This window comes from Streptomyces sp. NBC_01304 (assembly GCF_035975855.1).
In the GTDB taxonomy this organism is placed as follows: domain Bacteria; phylum Actinomycetota; class Actinomycetes; order Streptomycetales; family Streptomycetaceae; genus Streptomyces.
Genome location: NZ_CP109055.1, coordinates 3,887,929 through 3,904,558, shown reverse-complemented (window position 1 = coordinate 3,904,558; position 16,630 = coordinate 3,887,929). Strand labels below are relative to the sequence as shown.

Below are 16,630 nucleotides of genomic sequence, written 5' to 3'. Positions count from 1 at the left end.
ACTCACCCCACCACACTGTCCCGCCAAGCGCGATGCAGATCGGCGAACCGGCCGTCCCCGCCGATCAGTTGATCCGGCGTCCCGTCCTCGACCACACGCCCGTCCTCCATCACCAGGACCCGGTCGGCGATCTCCACGGTGGACAGCCGGTGCGCGATGACGACGGCGGTACGTCCCCGCAGCACGGTGTCCATCGCCCGCTGCACCGCCCGCTCGCCCGGGATGTCGAGCGAGCTGGTCGCCTCGTCCAGGATCAGCACGGCCGGGTCGGCCAGCAACGCCCGCGCGAACGCCACGAGTTGGCGCTGACCCGCGGAGATCCGCCCGCCCCGCTTGCGTACATCCGTGTCGTACCCGTCGGGGAGCGCCACGATGAAGTCATGCGCACCGATGGCCTTCGCGGCGCGCTCGATGTCCTCGCGGGTGGCCTCGGGGCGGCCGATGGCGATGTTCTCCGCGACCGTGCCGGAGAACAGGAAGGCCTCCTGGGTGACCATGACGACCCCGCGCCGCAGCTCGGGCACGGCCAGCTCGCGCAGATCGGTGCCGTCCAGGCGGACCGTGCCCTCGGTGGGGTCGTAGAAGCGGGCCAGGAGCTTGGCGAGGGTGGACTTGCCCGCGCCCGTGGAGCCGACGACGGCGACGGTCTGGCCCGCCGGGACGGTGAGATCGAAGCGGGGGAGGACCTCGCCGCCCGTGCGGTAGGCGAAGCGCACTCCCTCGAAGGCGACTTCGCGCCCCGGATGTTCCCCGTCGAGGACCGGCAGCTGCGCGGGCTTCGCGGGCTCCGGCACCGAGGGGGTCTGGGCGAGCAGGCCCGCGATCTTCTCCAGCGAAGCGGCCGCCGACTGATACGAGTTGAGGAACATGCCGAGCCGGTCGATCGGGTCGTACAGCCGTCGCATGTACAGCACGGACGCGGCGAGGACGCCGAGCGCGAGCGTGCCGCCGGCGACCCGGTACGCGCCCCACAGCACCATCCCCGCTACCGCCGTGTTCGCCACGAGCCGGGAGCCGATCACATAGCGGGCCATCTCCAGGATCGACGAGCCGTTGACGCGCTCATGGGTGTGGTTGAGGGCGGCGAACTCCGCGTCGTTCGCCGCCTCCCGGCGGAAGGCGCGCACCGGGCGGATGCCGTTCATGGTCTCCGCGAACTTCACGATCACCGCCGCGATGGCCGTCGACCGGCTCCGGAAGAGCCGGCCGGCCCGCCGCTGGTAGAGCCGGATCAGCAGATACAGCGGCCCGAACGAGGCCACCGCCAGCGCGCCGATGCCGAGATCCAGCCACAGCAGCATGGCCGAGATGTACGCGAACGACAGGACCACGGTGAGCAGTTCCTGCAGGCCCTCGCTCAGCAGCTCCCGCAGCGACTCGACATCGGTGGTCGAGCGGGAGATCAGCCGGCCCGAGGTGTAGCGCTCGTGGAAGTCGACGGAAAGCGCCTGCGCGTGCCGGAAGATCCGGCCGCGCAGATCGACGAGCACGTCCTGGTTGACGCGTGCGGAGGCCCGGATGAAGCCGTAGTGCAGGGCGCCCGCGGCCACCGCGCACAGCGCGTAGCCGACGCCGACGACGATCAGCGGCCCGTAGTCGTCGGCCCGCACCGCGGGCACCCCGCGGTCGATGGCGTACGCGACGATCAGCGGCCCCGCCTGGACCGCGGCCTGCTGCAGCAGGAGCAGCAGCGCGGCGAGCGCGACGCGGCCCTTGAGCGGGGCGAGCAGCGAGCGCAGCAGGGCGCCGGTGGCGCCGTCGGGCGCGGGCAGGGCGTCCTGGTCGAAGGCGTCGTCGTGCGTGGGGCCCGGCTCGGCCTCGACTCCTGCCCCGGCCTTGGTCCTGTCCTCCGGCTTCCCGTCCACCGTGGTGGTCATCGAGTCTCCCCCTGCTCGGCGCCCGACATCAGCCAGGCGTACTCGGCGTTGGAGCGCAGCAGCTCCTGATGCGTACCCACGGCCGCTATCCGCCCCCCGGACAGCAGCGCCACCCGGTCGGCGAGCAGCACGGTCGACGGCCGGTGCGCGACGACCAGGGCGGTGGTGTCCGCCAGCACGTCCCTGAGCGCGGCCTCGACGAGCGCCTCGGTGTGCACGTCGAGCGCCGACAGCGGGTCGTCGAGCACCAGGAACCGGGGCCGCCCCACCACGGCCCGGGCCAGCGCGAGCCGCTGCCGCTGCCCGCCGGACAGGCTCAGGCCCTGCTCGCCGACCTGGGTGTCGGTGCCCTGCGGCAGCGCATGCGCGAAGCCGGCCTGCGCGACGTCCAGGGCGCGGCCCAACTCGGGCTCTCCTGCCCCTTCTTGAGCTCCCATGAGTACGTTGCCGCCGACGCTCGCGGAGAACAGCGTGGGCTCCTCGAAGGCGACCGCGACGAGGGCGCGGAGCTCTTCGCGGGGCATGGCGGTGATGTCGGCGCCGTCCAGGGTGATGCGGCCGGCGGTGAGTTCATGCAGCCGGGGGACGAGCGCGGTGAGGGTGGTCTTGCCGCTGCCGGTCGCGCCCACGACGGCCATCGTCTCGCCCGGTGCGATGTGCAGGTCGATGTCCTGCAGGACCGGGACTGCGTCCGGCTCGGCGTCGGGGTAGCGGAACTCGACACCCTCGAACCGAAGCCCGCCGCACTCCTCATCCAGCTCATCCAGCTCATCCAGCTCATCCAGCTCATCCAGCCCGTCCGGCGTTTGAGGACAATCCTTTGAAGCCGGCGGCAGCCTTTCGGGAAGGGGCGGGGTGGGGGAAAAGTCTTCGGGCTCCGCGTCCAGCACCTCGAAGTACCGATCCGTAGCGGTCGCCGCCTCCTGGCTCATGGCAAGCAGAAACCCGATCGATTCCACCGGCCACCGCAGCGCCAAAGCTGTGGAAAGGAACGCCACCAACGTCCCGGCCGACAGGCCCCCGTCGGCCACCTGCACCGTCCCGAGCACCAGCGCCGCGCCGATGGCCAACTCCGGCAACGTAGAGATGACGGCCCAGATCCCGGCCAGCATCCGCGCCTTGTGCAACTCCGTCCCGCGCAGCGTCCGCGACAGCTCGTGGAAGGCCCGGGCCTGCGCCCGGTGCCGCCCGAACCCCTTGATGATCCGGATGCCGAGCACGCTCTCCTCGACCACGGTCGTCAGATCCCCGACCTGGTCCTGCGCCCGCCGCGACAGGTCCGCGTACCGCGACTCGAAGACCCAGCAGATGACCACCATCGGCACGACGGGCGCGAGCAGCACCAGGCCGAGCGACCACTGCTGCACCAGCAGGATGCCCACGCCGACCGCGATGGTCACGCCATTGACCAGCAGAAAGGTCAGCGGAAACGCGAGGAACATGCGCAGCAGCATCAGATCGGTGGTGCCCCGCGAGAGCAACTGCCCCGAGGCCCACCGGTCGTGGAACGCCACGGGCAGCCGCTGCAGATGCCGGTACAGATCCCCGCGCATCGACGCCTCGACCCAGGCGAGCGGCCGCGCCACGAGCCACCGCCGCAGCCCGAACAGCCCCGCCTCCGCGAACCCGAGCAGCAGCAGGCAGAGCGCGCCCAGCCACACCCCGCCCTGATCCCGGCCGGCGACCGGGCCGTCCACGATCCACTTCAGGACGAGCGGGATGACCAGGCCCACGCAGGAGGCCGTGACGGCGACGGCTGCGGCGGTGGCGAGGCGGGTGCGTACCGGCTTCACGTACGGCCACAGGCGCAGGAGGGAGCGTACGGCGGAGCGGTCCTGGGTGGGGGTGTGTGAGGGAGGCATCAGCAGCGAGCCTAGGGTTCGCCACTGACAGTCCCCAATGGGTTTTTGGTCCTACGACCGGTGGGGTGTGTGGGGGAGAGCGGGCGGTTGGGCGGTACGCAGGACATCGCGCAGCGCGTTGTCGAGCATCTCGTCGATACGGATGGCCATGAAGACGCACCCGAGGGCTGTCCCGACCAGGAGCGCGACGGGCGCGACCGCCAAGGGCCAGCCGATCAGCTCGGCGGCGGCGACCATGGCCAGGGTGGCCGTATAGATCAGGAAGGCCAGCCACAGCGCCAACCCGCTGACGAGCAGGATGTCTTCGAAGGTCGACTGGATCTTGTCCCATTCCATGAGATAGAGCAGCACCCCGCCGAGCCCCGCGACACCGAGGGCGGCGTACGCGAGCCAGTGGGGTCCCCAGCCCGCCTGCCCCCAGGGGTGCCACCAGCCCGAGGTGGCAAGGAGCCTCGCACCGCCGAAGATCGCCCAGAACGCGAGCAGGGCGATCCCCGCGGCCCCCGCGAGCCGGTTGAAGAAGTGCGGCGGGCCCGGCTCCTCGTGCACGTGGCGCCACTTGGCCTGCAACGTGAGCAGGGACGCGTCCACGTGCTTCCCGAAGCGGACGCTCACCATCATGGCCTGCACGGGCCAGGGGAGGCAGCGCAGGACGGCCTTGCGGATGAGCGGGACCTCCAGCTCGTGCAAGAGGGTCTCCGTCAGGGGCGTGAGGACGGAGGCCCCGTACTCCGTGGCAGCCCGGTCGTCCTTGAACAGGGTGTTGAGCGCCGCCGCGTCGTCCCACATGCCCGGAGTCACGCGGCGCAGGCGGATGCCCAGCTCGTCGGCCGCCGCTTCGCACCGCACTCTGAGCCGGGCCCATTCCTCGGGGGAGTTGGCCGGATTGACCGAGAGGTGGTCCGTGCAGGAGAACAGGGGGATGCCGATGAGCGGGTGGATCGCGGTGACTCCCGCACTTGCCTCGCGGTCCTCGGCGGTGGACACCGACGGCCGGCCGTCACCGGTCCCTTCGGCGGTCTGCCCGCCGTCCATCAGCCACGCCACGCGCCCCGCGAGCCTGGCCAGGCCGCGCGGCCGGAAGGCCTCCGAGACCCAGGTGTAGCCGCGCGTCAGGGCGGTGGGCAGCTCCTGCGCGGCCACTTCGTTGCGTACCTCCGGATTGCGCAGCAAGGACGCCAGCTGCCACGCCGCGCTGCGGGCCGCCAGGTCGTCCGCGTCCCAGAGCATCCGGTAGAGGCTGGCCGCCGCCGCCGGAGTGCCGATCGCGCCTAGCGAGCGCACGGCCCACAGGTGGCGTAGGCGCTGCGCCTCCGCCGCGAGTGCGGGCACCGCGACGTCCCCCATGTCCTGCAGCGCCCTGCGTGCCCCGTCGTCGGACAGCCGGGCGAGGGTCTGCGCGGCCTCCTGCCGGCAGGAGGCGGTCAGCGCGCGCAGGGCGGCCGCGCGGCGTTCCGACACCGGCCCGCCCGCGATGTCCATGAGCGCCCCGAGCACCCGCCGCCCCCGGGGGCCGCTGCTCGCCGCCAGCGCGCCGAGGCCCCTGGCCACCCCGGCCCCGGTGACACCGGGAGTACCGAGCAGGCCGAGGAAGTGGTCGATGATCTCCTCGGCCAACTCCTCGTCGATGTGCACCGCGTCGGCCAGACACTGCAGTGCGAGCACCTTGTGCCGCAGCTCATCCGCCTCGAACACCTCGCGCACCACCCGCGTGCAGCTGCCTCGGGTCTCCGCGCACCACATGCGCAGGGTCTCCCGCCAGGGGCCGGGGTCCCTGCGGTAGTTCTCCATCAACTGCGCCTCGTCGGTACGGAGTTCACACGCGGCGAGATATTCGAGCAGGGTCAGATGGGTGAACTGGAAGTGCCGCCCCCGGTCGATGTCCTTGATCAGCTCGCTGCGGGTGACGATCTCGTTGAGCAGCGGCTCCAGATCAGGCCCGCGCTCCAGGTCGAAGCCGGGCAGCAGCTCGTCGATCACGGCCTCGAAGTCCGCCCGCGCGATCTCCTGCCGGTCGCCGCGCGCGGACGAGGCGCGCAGCCGGCTGAGCGCGAGCCGCTGCAGCACGAGGGTCTTGCGGCCGGCGTTGTACTTGCCGATCGCGTCGCTCCGGTTCAACAGGCGGTCCCGGTCCAGGAGATGGGCGACCGCCAGGTCGTAGAACTTGGCCCGCGAGTTGGGCAGCGGGCCGACACTGTCCGGCCTCTTCCCGGACTGCAGGTAGGCGATCATCGTCAGCATCAGCGGGCTGCGGGCCAAGACCATGAGCTCGGGGTCGTCCTGCAGGGCACGAAAGATCCGCGCGGCCGCCGCCCTCGTCAGCTCCGGCCACTGCGACAGGAACCGCAGGATCGACGCATCGTCGAACTCCGAGATGCGGATCCCCTGGTCGAAGATGTCGTCCAGGCGGCCGTCATAGGCGGCGGTCCTGCAGGACACCACCATGTCGCACGCGTGATGGTCGGAGACGAACTGCCGCAGGCTGCGGACGACCTGCTCCAGTCGCTCGCGGCCCACCTCGTCGAGGCCGTCGAAGAAGATCCGCAGCTCTCCGGCGTCGAGGCGGTCCTTGACCATGTCCGCGGCGCTGCCGATGCGTGCCCCCTGGAACTGCTCGGCGATGAGCTCCTCGAAGGACTCGCCACGGGTGTTGCACCCGTGCAGGTCGATCATCACCGGGATCTGCTTGTCGCCGCCCTTCTCGGCCCACTCCAGCATCTCGTAGCGCAGCAGCAGCGACTTGCCCGCGCCGGGCGCCCCGAGCAGCACCGTCCGGTCGGCGGCGCGCAGTTGGGTCGTGGCATCGGTCCGTCCCGCGCCGTTCTCGCACTGCAGCGGTACGTAGACGTCCCGCAGGCCCGGGGTCTTCCCGCTCTCGCCCTCGCCGGACAGGCCGAGGCGTACCCCGCGATGCTGGAGCTGCACCGACTTGCGGTACTGCGCGAGCCGTCGCCCGCCCACCGGGCGCAGGAGCCGGTAGAGCTTGCGGACCGCACCCGGCGTAGCCTTCGCCGCCTCGGTGGCCAGCGTGCTCAGATAAGGCCGGGCGAAGAAGAGGACGACGGCCAACAGGGCTATCGCGCCGAATCCATAGGGCAGAAGTTCCTTGACCTGTGCACTCACCTCAGCAGGTTAGCGCCGAACCACCCCAACTCGCCCTGAACCAACAGCAGTTGGTCAGCCCAGAATCCCCTGCTCGTACCCCGTCGCCACCGCCGCGGCCCGATCCTTCACGCCCAACTTCCCGAAGATGTGCGTGAGATGGGTCTTGACCGTCGCCTCGCTGATGAACAGCGCCCGCGCGATCTCCCGGTTCGAGGTCCCCTTCGCCACCAGAACGAGCACCTCCCGCTCCCGCCCGGACAGCCCCTCCGAGCCCGCCGCAGGCGTACGCACCCGGGACACGAGCCGCGATGCCACCGCGGGGGACAGCACCGTGCGGCCCTCCGCCGCGGCCCGCACCGCGAGGAACAGCTCGTCCCGCGGTGCGTCCTTCAGCAGGTAGCCGGTCGCGCCCGCCTCGATCGCCTGGATCGTGTCGGAGTCCGTGTCGTACGTCGTGAGGACGAGCACCCGGGACCGGGCCCCCTGCCGGACCAGCGACGCGATCGCGTCGACGCCGCCACCGCCGGGCATCCGCAGGTCCATCAGGACGACGTCCGGGGCGAGTTGCAGGGCCAGGGCCACGCCCTGCACCCCGTTCGACGCCTCGCCGAGCACGGTGAAATCGGGGGACGACTCGAACATGCCGCGCAGGCCGTCGCGTACGACAGGGTGGTCGTCGACGAGGAGCAGGGTGATGGGGCGCTCGGCGGCGGGCTGATCAGTCATGGCGCACCAACGGTACGCGAGCCGACACCGCCGTACCGCCGCCGGGCTCCGACTCGATCTCGACCGATCCCGCGACCCGCGCCGCGCGGGCCCGCATCCCGTCGAGGCCGAAGCCGCCCGTGCCGGAGCGGGGCGCGGTGGCGAGGGGGTCGAAGCCGGAGCCGTCGTCGCGTACGTCCAGCGCCACCTCGTCGCCCATGAAGGAGAGGGTGACGCCGACCCGTCCCGCGCCGGCGTGCCGGGCCGTGTTGGACAGGGCCTCCTGGGCGATGCGCAGCAGGGTCGCCTCGATCTCCTCGTGCAGGGGCTCGACGGTGCCGGTGACCGTCAAGTCGGCGCGTACGGCGTTGCGTTCCGACCATTCGGCGACCGTCGCCTTCAGGGCGGTCGGCAGGGCGCTGTGCTCCAGGGCGGCCGGGCCGAGGTTCTGCACGGAGCGCCGGGCCTCGCCGAGGCTGGTGCGGGCGAGGGCGGCGGCGCGGTCGAGGTGGGTGCGGGCCAGCGCCGGGTCCTCGGTGTTCGCGACGACCTGGAGCTGGGCGATGATGCCGGTGAGGCCCTGTGCGATGGTGTCGTGGATCTCGGCGGCGAGCCGGCGCCGCTCGTCCGCGACCCCGGCTTCCCTTGCCTGGAGCAGGAGTTGGGTGTGAAGTTGGGCGTTCTCGTCCATCGCCTGGTGGAGGGCGGCGTTGGCCTGCGCCAGCTCCTGGATGGTGCGGGCCTGGGCGCGGGCGCGCTCGTCCTCCTTCACTTGTACGTGTCCCATCACGCCGACCAGGACCATGTTGACGGCGAGCAGCGCGCCGAACACGACCCAGCCGAGCGACCCGTGCGGCGGCAGCCCGCCCGACTGGGAGCCCGCCACGACGACGACCGAGGCGAACAGGGCGGGCTTGTGCAGCCGGCGTGGCAGCAGCCGGTCCGCGTCGAAGTAGCCGACGGCCGCGAAGAACGCGTAGAACGGGTTGATCCAGGAGACGACGAAGGCGATCGCCCAGCGCACCCAGTAGACGAAGACGCCCGCGCCGGACGGGCCCGGCCGGGTGCGCTCCACGTGGGTCCACCACAGCTGCAGGGCGAGCGCGGCGGCGCTCAGGCTCAGCAGGACGGTCCACTCGGTGCGGTCCATGCCGACCAGTCCCGCGGTGGCGACGGACAGCACGAACCCGGTGCCGAGCAGAACGTAGGGGCCGTAGCGGTGCACGGTGCCCCAGCGCTCCTCGACGCCGGCGGCAGCGGCTTCGGCGGCGCTCGGGCCGGGCCTGGTTCCCGTGGTCATGTCTTCAGTCTGCATGGTGGCCCCGGTGCTCACTCCCAGCGGAACCAGCGCACCGCCGCGCCGGTCAGCAGCGCCGCCCACAGCGCGGTCACGCCCAGGTGGACGAGGGACGGGAAGTGGCCGGTGGCCGCCTGGTCGAGGGCCTGGGACGCGGCACCGAGCGGGGTCAGCTCGACGATGTGCCGGAGCGCGTCGGGCATCGTCTGGACCGGCGCCCACACGCCCGCGGTGAACATCATCGGGAAGAAGACGATGGTGCCGAGGGTCTGGGCGACCTTGGTGGTCCGGGACAGCGCCGTGATCGTCGATCCGAGGGCGAGGGACGCCAGCGCGGTGAGCAGCAGCGCGAGCACGTATCCGAGGGGCTGCCCGGGAAGTCGTACGTCGAAGGCGAGGCGCCCGACCGTCAGCGCGAGCAGCACCGATACCAGCATCGCGGCGCCGTGCAGCACGTACTGCGCGGTGAGCAGCGATCCGGGCCGGGCGGGCGTGGTCCGCAGCCGGCGCAGGATGCCGCGCTCGCGGTAGCCGGTGAGCACGCCCGGCATGGACTGGACGCCGGCCACGATCATCGGAAGGAGCACCGCGACGGGCACGTACAGGTCGATCACCCGCCGCCCGCCGAGCTCGGGGTCGGCCTCCCGGAAGGCCGGGATGAGGCCGAGGATCGTGAGCAGCGCGGTCGGAAAGACAATGATCCAGAAGATGGCCCCGGGCTCCCGGCTCATCAGCCTGGCCTCGGTCTTCAGAAGCGCGGCGGCGGGGGCGGCGGGCCGCACGGGGGCAGCGGTGGCAGCCATGTCAGGCCTCCTGCGGGGTTGCGGCGGTGGCGGGTGCGGTGGTGGTGACGTCGAGGGAGGCGTGGGTCAAGGTGGCCTCCACCGCGTGGAGCTGACCGGACGCGGTGTGGTGGCGGCCGGGCGGGGAGGGTGTCGCGGAGGTGGTGGCGGTAGCCATGTCAGGCCTCCTGGGCGGTTGCGGCGGTGGCGGGTTCAGTGGCGGCCGCGGTCGCGGTCAGGTCCAGGAACGCGTCGTCCAACGTCGCGTCCACGACGCGGAGTTGGCCTGCCGTGATGTGGTTGCGGGCGAGCAGCGAGAGCACCGCGTTGACCGTGTCGTCGGTGCCGCTGATGACGAGCCGGCCGTCCCGCTCGGTCACCGAGGTCGCCGCGGGCAGCTCGGCCAGGTCGCGCGGATCCAGCGGCGCGGACGGCGTGAAGGAGATGACGGTGGAGCTCGCGGCGGTCGCGATCAGCCCGGCCGGGGTGTCGAGGGCCGCGACCCGGCCCTGGTCGATCACGGCGATCCGGTCGCAGAGGCGCTGGGCCTCCTCCATGAAGTGGGTGACCAGGAGGACCGTGACCCCGTTGTCGCGTACGTCCTCGATCAGCTGCCAGGTGTCGCGGCGGGCCCGCGGGTCGAGCCCGGTGGTCAGCTCGTCGAGCACGACCACCTTCGGGTCGCCGATCAGCGCGAGCGCGATGAAGAGGCGCTGCTTCTGACCGCCGCTGAGCTTGGCGAAGCGGTCGCCCAGCTTGTCGGTGAGCCCGAGCCGTTCGGCGAGCGGGCGCCAGTCGGCCGGCCGGTCGTAGAACGCGCTGTACAGCTCGAGCGCCTCGCGCACGGTGAGCTTGGGCTGCAGCTCGCTCTCCTGCAACTGCGCGCCGAGCAGCCGGGCGACCCGGTCGTGGTCGGCGACGGGGTCGAGCCCCGCGATCCGCACCGACCCGGCGTCGGGGATGCGCAGGCCCTCGACGCACTCGACGGTGGTCGTCTTGCCGGCGCCGTTGGGGCCGAGGATCCCGAAGATCTCGCCCTGCTCGACACGGAACGTGACCCCGTCGACCGCCGCCCGGCCCCCGTAGACCTTGCGCAGGTCCTTGACCTCGATGATTGACATGCCTCAAGGGTCGCGGCGGGGCCCGCACCCGGGCATCGCCCATCGCGCTCGAAGCGGCATCAACCGATCGGTTGATCGGGCCTACGACCTGAAGACGGGCCTACGACCTGAAGAGGAGTTCCCCCGCCCCGACAAGCAGCAGCGGCGCGATCCCGAGCCCGGCCGCCAGCCAGGCCATGCCCATACGGATCTCCCGCTTGGCCCGGAAACCGAGATAGCCGGCCAGAGGCGGCAGGACGGCGAGGAAGAGGAAGCTCCAGTGCCAGCCTTCCTCCTTGGCCCAGAACGCCAGGAGCCCCCAGTAGGCGGGCACGCACGCGGCCGTGGCATTGCGCACGCGGGAGAGGAACACCTCAAGACCGTCGACGCTGTCGCTGTACAGGAAAGACATCCCTATACCGCCTGGTGGTCGTAGCCGCTGGAGCTCACCTCGGGGAAGCCGTCCGCCGACGAGAACCCGTTGGCCGCCGCCGCGATCGCCGTGGCGACGAGGCTCAGCGCGGTGGCCGTCGCGTCGAACGCCTTGGACGCCTCCGCCCACAGCTCCATGATCCGGATGGCCTGCGCCGCCGCGAGGGCGAACAGGGCGATCGAGGCCACCTGCCCGCCGACCGGAATCAGGTTGGCGGCCTCCGCCGCAGCCAGGTTCACCAGCCAGATGACCAGCGCGTCCGCGAGGATCACGATGAACGACTTCAGGACCTCGGCGAGCTGGAACGCGAGGTGCGCGCCCTGCGTGTAGCAGGTCTGCAGGGACTCGAAGGTCTCCTTGAAGTCGCCCAGCTTGTTGCTGAACTCGTCGAAGTACGCCGAGGCCGCGTCCGCCGCGTTGCCGCCCCAGGTCACGACGACATTGCTGTTGCCCTTGCGCACATTGGCGGCCACCGCGTCGCAGAACGAACCGAGGTTTCCCCAGATCTCCGCGCAGTCGTTGTACTTGTTCCAGTCCCCGACGACCCAGTTGGTGATCTCGCCGAACGGGTCGAAGCCGAACAGCAGCTTCGAGGCTTCCACCGCCATGGCCGACGGGCTGCCCAGGTCGAGGATGGTGCCCATCGTCTTCTGGACGGGGTTCATCTTGTATTCGTCCGCGTGGCCCGTGCCGTACTTGACCAGCCCGTTGTCGGACTCCGTGGGCTTCTTCAGGAGGCTCGCCGCGTCGCTCGTGTCGGAGAAGTCGGATCCGTTGGCACCCCCGGAGCCGCCCCCGATCCCCTTGGACCCGGGATAGGTGGCGTCCATCTTGGCCGCCTCGCCCAGGTCCGTCTCGCTGTAGTACTTGGCGGCCTTGGCGAGCTCCTCCTTGGAGGAGTCGAGGACCTTCTGCGCCTTGCCGAGGGCTTTCTTCGCCTCGCTCACATAGTGGTCGTGGTCGCCCGCGACCGTGTCCCAGAGGCTGCCGCCGAGCGCCGTGTCGATCTTCGCCTCGCCCGTGAACGTGACGGCCTGTGTGCTGCCCTCCGCGGCGCGCTGCACGAGCTTCGAGAAGCCTTCGAGCGCACCGGGTTCCACTCGGAAGTTCATGTCAGTACACCGACCATCCGCGTCCGTCGTGCCGGGTCTTGTTGGCGCTCTCCTTGAGCGCCTCCCGCTGCTCCGCCTCGGCCCGCTCCCGCTCCTCGGCGAGCTGCCGCTCGCCCTGGGCGGCCAGGGCGTCGCGCTCCTCCTCGGAGAGCGCGGCCCACTTCTCGATCATCGGGGCCGCCTGGGCGAAGAGCTGGTCGGAGTACGCGGACACCTCCACCGACTCCCGCAGCCCGGCCCGCCCGGCGAGGACGTCCTGGGCCATCTCCTTGAGCGCGTCCCCGGCCCGGCCGGAGGACAGGTGCTCCAGGGACTGGCGCAGCAGGCGCGCCTGCGCGGGGTCCTGCTCGGTCATCTCCAGCAATTCGGAGTCGTCGAATCGCTGCTCGGACCGATGGTCCTCGCTCACATGCCCTCCTGAGGCGGCCGTTCCGCTTGTGTAGTGACCGGATCGAACCTACCCAGCTCCGGACAACGCCCCGAATCCGCTGCCGTCACAGAACGGTCACAGAGCCACGTTTCACCGCACGCGCAGGTGAGCCGCGCACCCGCCCCCGGCCCCTCACCGCACCCGAAGCAGCAGCACGGACCGAGCCGGCACCGTGACCGCCGACCCCGCCGCATACCGCGTGTCCGGCTCCGCGGACTGCTCCTCCCGTGAGGTGTCCACCACCAGCTCGTACGCGTCCGCCCAGGGCTCGCCGGGCAGCACGAAGCTCCCCGGCCGGTCCGCCGCGTGCAGCACGGCCAGGAAGCTGTCGTCCACCACGGCGGCCCCGCGCGCGTCCCGCCCGGGAATGTCCCGCCCCGACAGATACATCCCGAGGGTCGCCGCGGGCGCGTACCAGTCCCGCTCGGTCATCTCCGTACCGCGTGCCGTGAACCACGCGAGGTCCCGCAGCCCGTCCGCCGACCGGGCCCGCCCGGAGAAGAAGGCCCGCCGCCGCAGCACGGGATGCGCGTGCCGCAGCGCGATCAGCCGCGACGTGAGGGAGAACAGCGACCGCCACCCGGGTTCGTCGAGCAGCGACCAGTCGACCCAGCTGACGTCCCCGTCCTGGCAGTACGCGTTGTTGTTGCCGCCCTGCGTACGTCCCATCTCGTCGCCCGCGACCAGCATCGGCACGCCGGTCGACAGGAGCAGCGTCGTCACGAGGTTGCGCAGCTGGCGCCGGCGCAGGGCGAGGACGCGGTCCTCGGACGTCTCGCCCTCGACGCCGCAGTTCCAGGAGCGGTTGTCGTCGGTGCCGTCGCGGTTGCCCTCGCCGTTCTCCTCGTTGTGCTTCTGCTCGTAACTCACCAGGTCGCGCAGGGTGAACCCGTCGTGCGCGGTCACGAAGTTGACCGAGGCGTACGGCCGCCGCCCGCCCCACGCGTACAGGTCGCTGGAGCCCGACAGGCGGTAGCCGAGGTCCCGCACATCCGGCAGCGCGCCCCGCCAGAAGTCCCGTACGGCATTGCGGTACCGGTCGTTCCACTCCGTCCACAGCGGTGGGAACGAGCCCACCTGATAGCCGCCCGACCCCACGTCCCAGGGCTCCGCGATGAGCTTCACCCGGCGAAGCACCGGGTCCTGGGCGATCACCGCCAGGAACGGCGACAGCATGTCGACGTCGTGCATGGAGCGGGCGAGCGCCGCGGCCAGGTCGAAGCGGAAGCCGTCGACGCCCATCTCGGTGACCCAGTAGCGCAGCGAGTCCGTGATGAGCCGCAGCACATGGGGCTGGACCACGTGCAAGGTGTTGCCGCAGCCGGTGTAGTCCGCGTACCGGCGGGTGTCCGACTGCAGCCGGTAGTAGCCGCGGTTGTCGATCCCGCGCAGCGACAGCGTCGGCCCCAACTCACCTGCCTCCGCCGTGTGGTTGTAGACCACGTCGAGGATGACCTCGATGCCGGCCGCGTGCAGTGCCTGCACCATCCGCTTGAACTCGCCGACCTGCTGCCCCGTCGTCCCGCTCGCGGCGTATCCCGCGTGGGGCGCGAAGTAGCCGATCGAGTTGTAGCCCCAGTAGTTGCGCAGCCCGCGCCGCAGCAGATGGTCCTCGTGCGCGAACTGGTGGACCGGCAGCAGCTCGACGGCCGTCACGCCCAGCTGGACGAGGTGATCGATGGCGGCCGGGTGTGCGAGACCCGCGTACGTCCCCCGCAACTCCTGCGGAATCCCGGGGTGCAGCTTCGTAAAGCCCTTTACGTGCAGCTCGTAGATGACCGAGTCGGCCCAGGGCGTCTTGGGCCGGTGGTCCTCCGCCCAGTCGTCGTCGTCATGCACGACCACGCCCTTGGGCACGTACGGCGCCGAGTCGCGGTCGTCGCGCACCGTGTCCGCGACATGCTGCTCGGGCCAGTCCCGGACGTGCCCGTAGACCTCGGCGGGCAGCACGAAGTCGCCGTCCACGGCGCGCGCGTACGGATCCAGTAGCAGCTTCGACGGATTCCAGCGGGCCCCCGTCCACGGGTCCCAGCGGCCGTGCACCCGATAGCCGTACCGCTGCCCGGGGTGCACGTCCGGCACGAAGCCGTGCCAGATCTCATGGGTCAGCTCGGCCAGCTCGCAGCGCGTCTCGCGCCCCGCGTCGTCGAAGAGGCACAGCTCGACCGACTCGGCCCCGCCCGCCCACAGCGCGAAGTTGGTCCCCGCTACCCCGTCGGGACCGACCCGGTAGCGCGCCCCGAGCGGGGTGGGCGCCCCTGGCCACACGGGCAGCCGCACCGGCGGACTCCCGCCGTTCTTCCGTACGTCCCCGATGACGGTCCGGGACGCATCCGAGTGCCCGTTCCCCTGGCCACGAGCCTGCTGAACTCCTTGCTGTACCACTTCACGCTCGGGTGCCCTCGACACCTGACCAGCCTCCCGCGGCTCGATGGGACCGGTGACTCATCGGCGGCAGGAAGGCATGCGACGTCCCGGCCGCGGCTCCCCAGAGACAGGTCCTCCCCATGGTTCTGCCCTCAACTGGCCCCGCACTCACGTTTCCCTTGACGGGCGGCGGTCGTTGTGGACCACGTGAGACAGGACAAAAGACGCGCTCCGCGCGCCGGGGCCGCCTTGGCCGCCGTAATGACATGGGCAGGACTGTGCGTCGCGCTGGCGGCCCTCACCGGCTGCTCCGGTGACGGAGTCGGCGCGATCTTCGGGAAGGGCGGGCCGGAAGACGCCATCCACGTCTCGCCGGACGACGGCAGACGCAGTGTGAGCCCGGACCAGCAGCTGGAGGTGGAGGTCGGCAGCGGGCGCCTCGAGGAGGTGCGCGTGGTCCGCATCCAGGACGCCCAGGAGTACCCGGTGCCGGGCCGCATCACCGACGACGGGCTGAGCTGGGAACCGGCCGACCCGAAGCTGGCGCTGGCCGCCAAGTACACGGTGGACGCGGTCGCCCTGGACGGTCACGGCCGCCGGCACGCCCGGCACACCACGTTCACGACGTACGTTCCCGACGAGCGGTTCGTCGCGTACGTCACGCCCGAGAACCGGTCCACCGTCGGCACCGGCATGATCGTGTCCCTGGAGTTCAACCGCGAGATCGAGGACCGGGCCGCCGTCGAGCGCGCCATCAAGGTCAGCGCCCAGCCGGCCGTCGAGGTGGTCGGCCACTGGTTCGACAACACGCGTATCGACTTCCGGCCCAAGGACTACTGGAAGCCGGGCACGAAGGTCACGGTCGGCCTCGGCCTCAGGGACGTACAGGCGTCTCCCGGTGTCTACGGCCTGCAGCAGAAGACGTTCGGCTTCACGGTGGGCCGCAGCCAGGTCTCCCTGGTGGACGCCCGCGACCACACCATGGAAGTGCGCAAGGACGGCGAGCTGATCTCGACGGTGCCCATCACCGCGGGCGCCCCCAAGACCACCACGTACAACGGAAAGATGGTGGTCACCGAGATGTACGACGTGACGCGGATGAACGGCGCCACCGTCGGCTTCCGCAAGGCCGACGGCAAGGGCGAGTACGACATCAAGGACGTCCCGCACGCCATCCGCCTCACCAGCTCGGGCACCTTCCTGCACGGCAACTATTGGGCGGCGTCCTCCACCTTCGGCTCCACGAACGTCAGCCACGGCTGTGTCGGCCTGCGCGATGTGAAGGGCGGCAGCGACAAGACGCCGGCCGGCTGGTTCTTCGACCGCAGCCTGATCGGCGACGTCGTCGAGGTGCGCGGGTCCGCCGACAAGACCGTGGAGGCGGACAACGGCCTGGGCGGCTGGAACCTCGACTGGAACAAGTGGCGGGCGGGGTCGGCCCTGCGCCGCTGACCTGCGGCACCTCCCCGATCGGCACAAAGGCCGGAAAGGGCCTGCACCCACAGCTACTTGAGACTGAACGGTGACAAACCAGGGGAGTCATCGTCCCGAGTGGTGTGG

At 71.1% G+C, this 16,630-nt stretch carries 13 protein-coding genes; 1 reads left to right on the top strand and 12 read right to left on the bottom strand.

Features of this window, described 5'->3' with window-relative positions; translation table 11 throughout:
- Nucleotides 1-2: 2 nt before the first annotated feature.
- From OG430_RS16870 to glgX, 12 genes are all read right to left on the bottom strand, one after another.
- Nucleotides 3-1,877: an ABC transporter ATP-binding protein gene (locus tag OG430_RS16870; protein ID WP_327353328.1), complete on the bottom strand. Its 1,875-nt coding sequence runs from the start codon at nucleotides 1,875-1,877 to the stop codon at nucleotides 3-5.
- A complete protein-coding gene (locus OG430_RS16865; RefSeq protein WP_327353327.1) occupies nucleotides 1,874-3,739 on the bottom strand; it encodes an ABC transporter ATP-binding protein in 1,866 nt (621 codons plus the stop codon). The genes OG430_RS16870 and OG430_RS16865 overlap by 4 nt, the downstream gene beginning before the upstream one ends.
- Before the next feature lie 51 nt (nucleotides 3,740-3,790).
- The gene (locus OG430_RS16860; protein ID WP_327353326.1) at nucleotides 3,791-6,862 is read right to left on the bottom strand and encodes an NACHT domain-containing protein; all 3,072 of its coding nucleotides are present in this window, start codon (nucleotides 6,860-6,862) and stop codon (nucleotides 3,791-3,793) included.
- Between the two features lie 54 nt (nucleotides 6,863-6,916).
- Entirely contained in the window at nucleotides 6,917-7,570 is a 654-nt protein-coding gene (locus tag OG430_RS16855) for a response regulator transcription factor (RefSeq protein ID WP_327353325.1), read from the bottom strand.
- Complete coding sequence (locus tag OG430_RS16850) at nucleotides 7,563-8,849, bottom strand: sensor histidine kinase (RefSeq protein WP_327353324.1); 1,287 nt, start codon at nucleotides 8,847-8,849, stop codon at nucleotides 7,563-7,565. Before OG430_RS16850 ends, OG430_RS16855 begins: the two co-directional genes overlap by 8 nt.
- A gap of 29 nt (nucleotides 8,850-8,878) precedes the next feature.
- Nucleotides 8,879-9,649, bottom strand: a complete 771-nt coding sequence (locus OG430_RS16845) for an ABC transporter permease (RefSeq protein ID WP_327353323.1) — start codon at nucleotides 9,647-9,649, stop codon at nucleotides 8,879-8,881.
- 1 nt (nucleotide 9,650) lies between these two features.
- Nucleotides 9,651-9,806, bottom strand: coding sequence for a hypothetical protein (locus OG430_RS16840; protein ID WP_327353322.1), 156 nt, complete (start codon nucleotides 9,804-9,806; stop codon nucleotides 9,651-9,653).
- 1 nt (nucleotide 9,807) lies between these two features.
- On the bottom strand, nucleotides 9,808-10,749 hold the full coding sequence (locus tag OG430_RS16835) for an ABC transporter ATP-binding protein (RefSeq protein ID WP_327353321.1): 942 nt from the start codon (nucleotides 10,747-10,749) through the stop codon (nucleotides 9,808-9,810).
- Nucleotides 10,750-10,849: 100 nt separating this feature from the next.
- Entirely contained in the window at nucleotides 10,850-11,140 is a 291-nt protein-coding gene (locus OG430_RS16830) for a hypothetical protein (protein ID WP_327353320.1), read from the bottom strand.
- A 2-nt stretch (nucleotides 11,141-11,142) separates the two neighbouring features.
- Nucleotides 11,143-12,273, bottom strand: a complete 1,131-nt coding sequence (locus tag OG430_RS16825; protein ID WP_327353319.1) for a hypothetical protein — start codon at nucleotides 12,271-12,273, stop codon at nucleotides 11,143-11,145.
- Between the two features lies 1 nt (nucleotide 12,274).
- Nucleotides 12,275-12,682 carry a hypothetical protein gene (locus OG430_RS16820; RefSeq protein WP_327353318.1) on the bottom strand — a complete coding sequence of 136 codons (408 nt, stop codon included), beginning with the start codon at nucleotides 12,680-12,682 and terminating at the stop codon, nucleotides 12,275-12,277.
- A 153-nt stretch (nucleotides 12,683-12,835) separates the two neighbouring features.
- Nucleotides 12,836-15,019 (bottom strand): glycogen debranching protein GlgX, encoded by a 2,184-nt coding sequence (gene glgX / locus OG430_RS16815; protein ID WP_442816715.1) that lies wholly within the window; start codon nucleotides 15,017-15,019, stop codon nucleotides 12,836-12,838.
- 312 nt (nucleotides 15,020-15,331) lie between these two features.
- Here glgX and OG430_RS16810 point away from each other — a divergent pair, with 312 nt between their 5' ends.
- Complete coding sequence (locus OG430_RS16810; protein WP_442816503.1) at nucleotides 15,332-16,522, top strand: L,D-transpeptidase; 1,191 nt, start codon at nucleotides 15,332-15,334, stop codon at nucleotides 16,520-16,522.
- Nucleotides 16,523-16,630 lie beyond the last annotated feature (108 nt).

Excerpts from the sequence above, each read along its gene's own strand:
- OG430_RS16840 (WP_327353322.1), bottom strand. The coding sequence starts at position 9,806 with ATGGCTACCGCCACCACCTCCGCGACACCCTCCCCGCCCGGCCGCCAC.
- OG430_RS16830 (WP_327353320.1), bottom strand. The coding sequence starts at position 11,140 with ATGTCTTTCCTGTACAGCGACAGCGTCGACGGTCTTGAGGTGTTCCTC.
- OG430_RS16870 (WP_327353328.1), bottom strand. The coding sequence starts at position 1,877 with ATGACCACCACGGTGGACGGGAAGCCGGAGGACAGGACCAAGGCCGGG.
- OG430_RS16850 (WP_327353324.1), bottom strand. The coding sequence starts at position 8,849 with ATGACCACGGGAACCAGGCCCGGCCCGAGCGCCGCCGAAGCCGCTGCC.
- OG430_RS16865 (WP_327353327.1), bottom strand. The coding sequence starts at position 3,739 with ATGCCTCCCTCACACACCCCCACCCAGGACCGCTCCGCCGTACGCTCC.
- OG430_RS16835 (WP_327353321.1), bottom strand. The coding sequence starts at position 10,749 with ATGTCAATCATCGAGGTCAAGGACCTGCGCAAGGTCTACGGGGGCCGG.
- OG430_RS16855 (WP_327353325.1), bottom strand. The coding sequence starts at position 7,570 with ATGACTGATCAGCCCGCCGCCGAGCGCCCCATCACCCTGCTCCTCGTC.
- OG430_RS16825 (WP_327353319.1), bottom strand. The coding sequence starts at position 12,273 with ATGAACTTCCGAGTGGAACCCGGTGCGCTCGAAGGCTTCTCGAAGCTC.
- OG430_RS16810 (WP_442816503.1), top strand. The coding sequence starts at position 15,332 with ATGACATGGGCAGGACTGTGCGTCGCGCTGGCGGCCCTCACCGGCTGC.
- OG430_RS16845 (WP_327353323.1), bottom strand. The coding sequence starts at position 9,649 with ATGGCTGCCACCGCTGCCCCCGTGCGGCCCGCCGCCCCCGCCGCCGCG.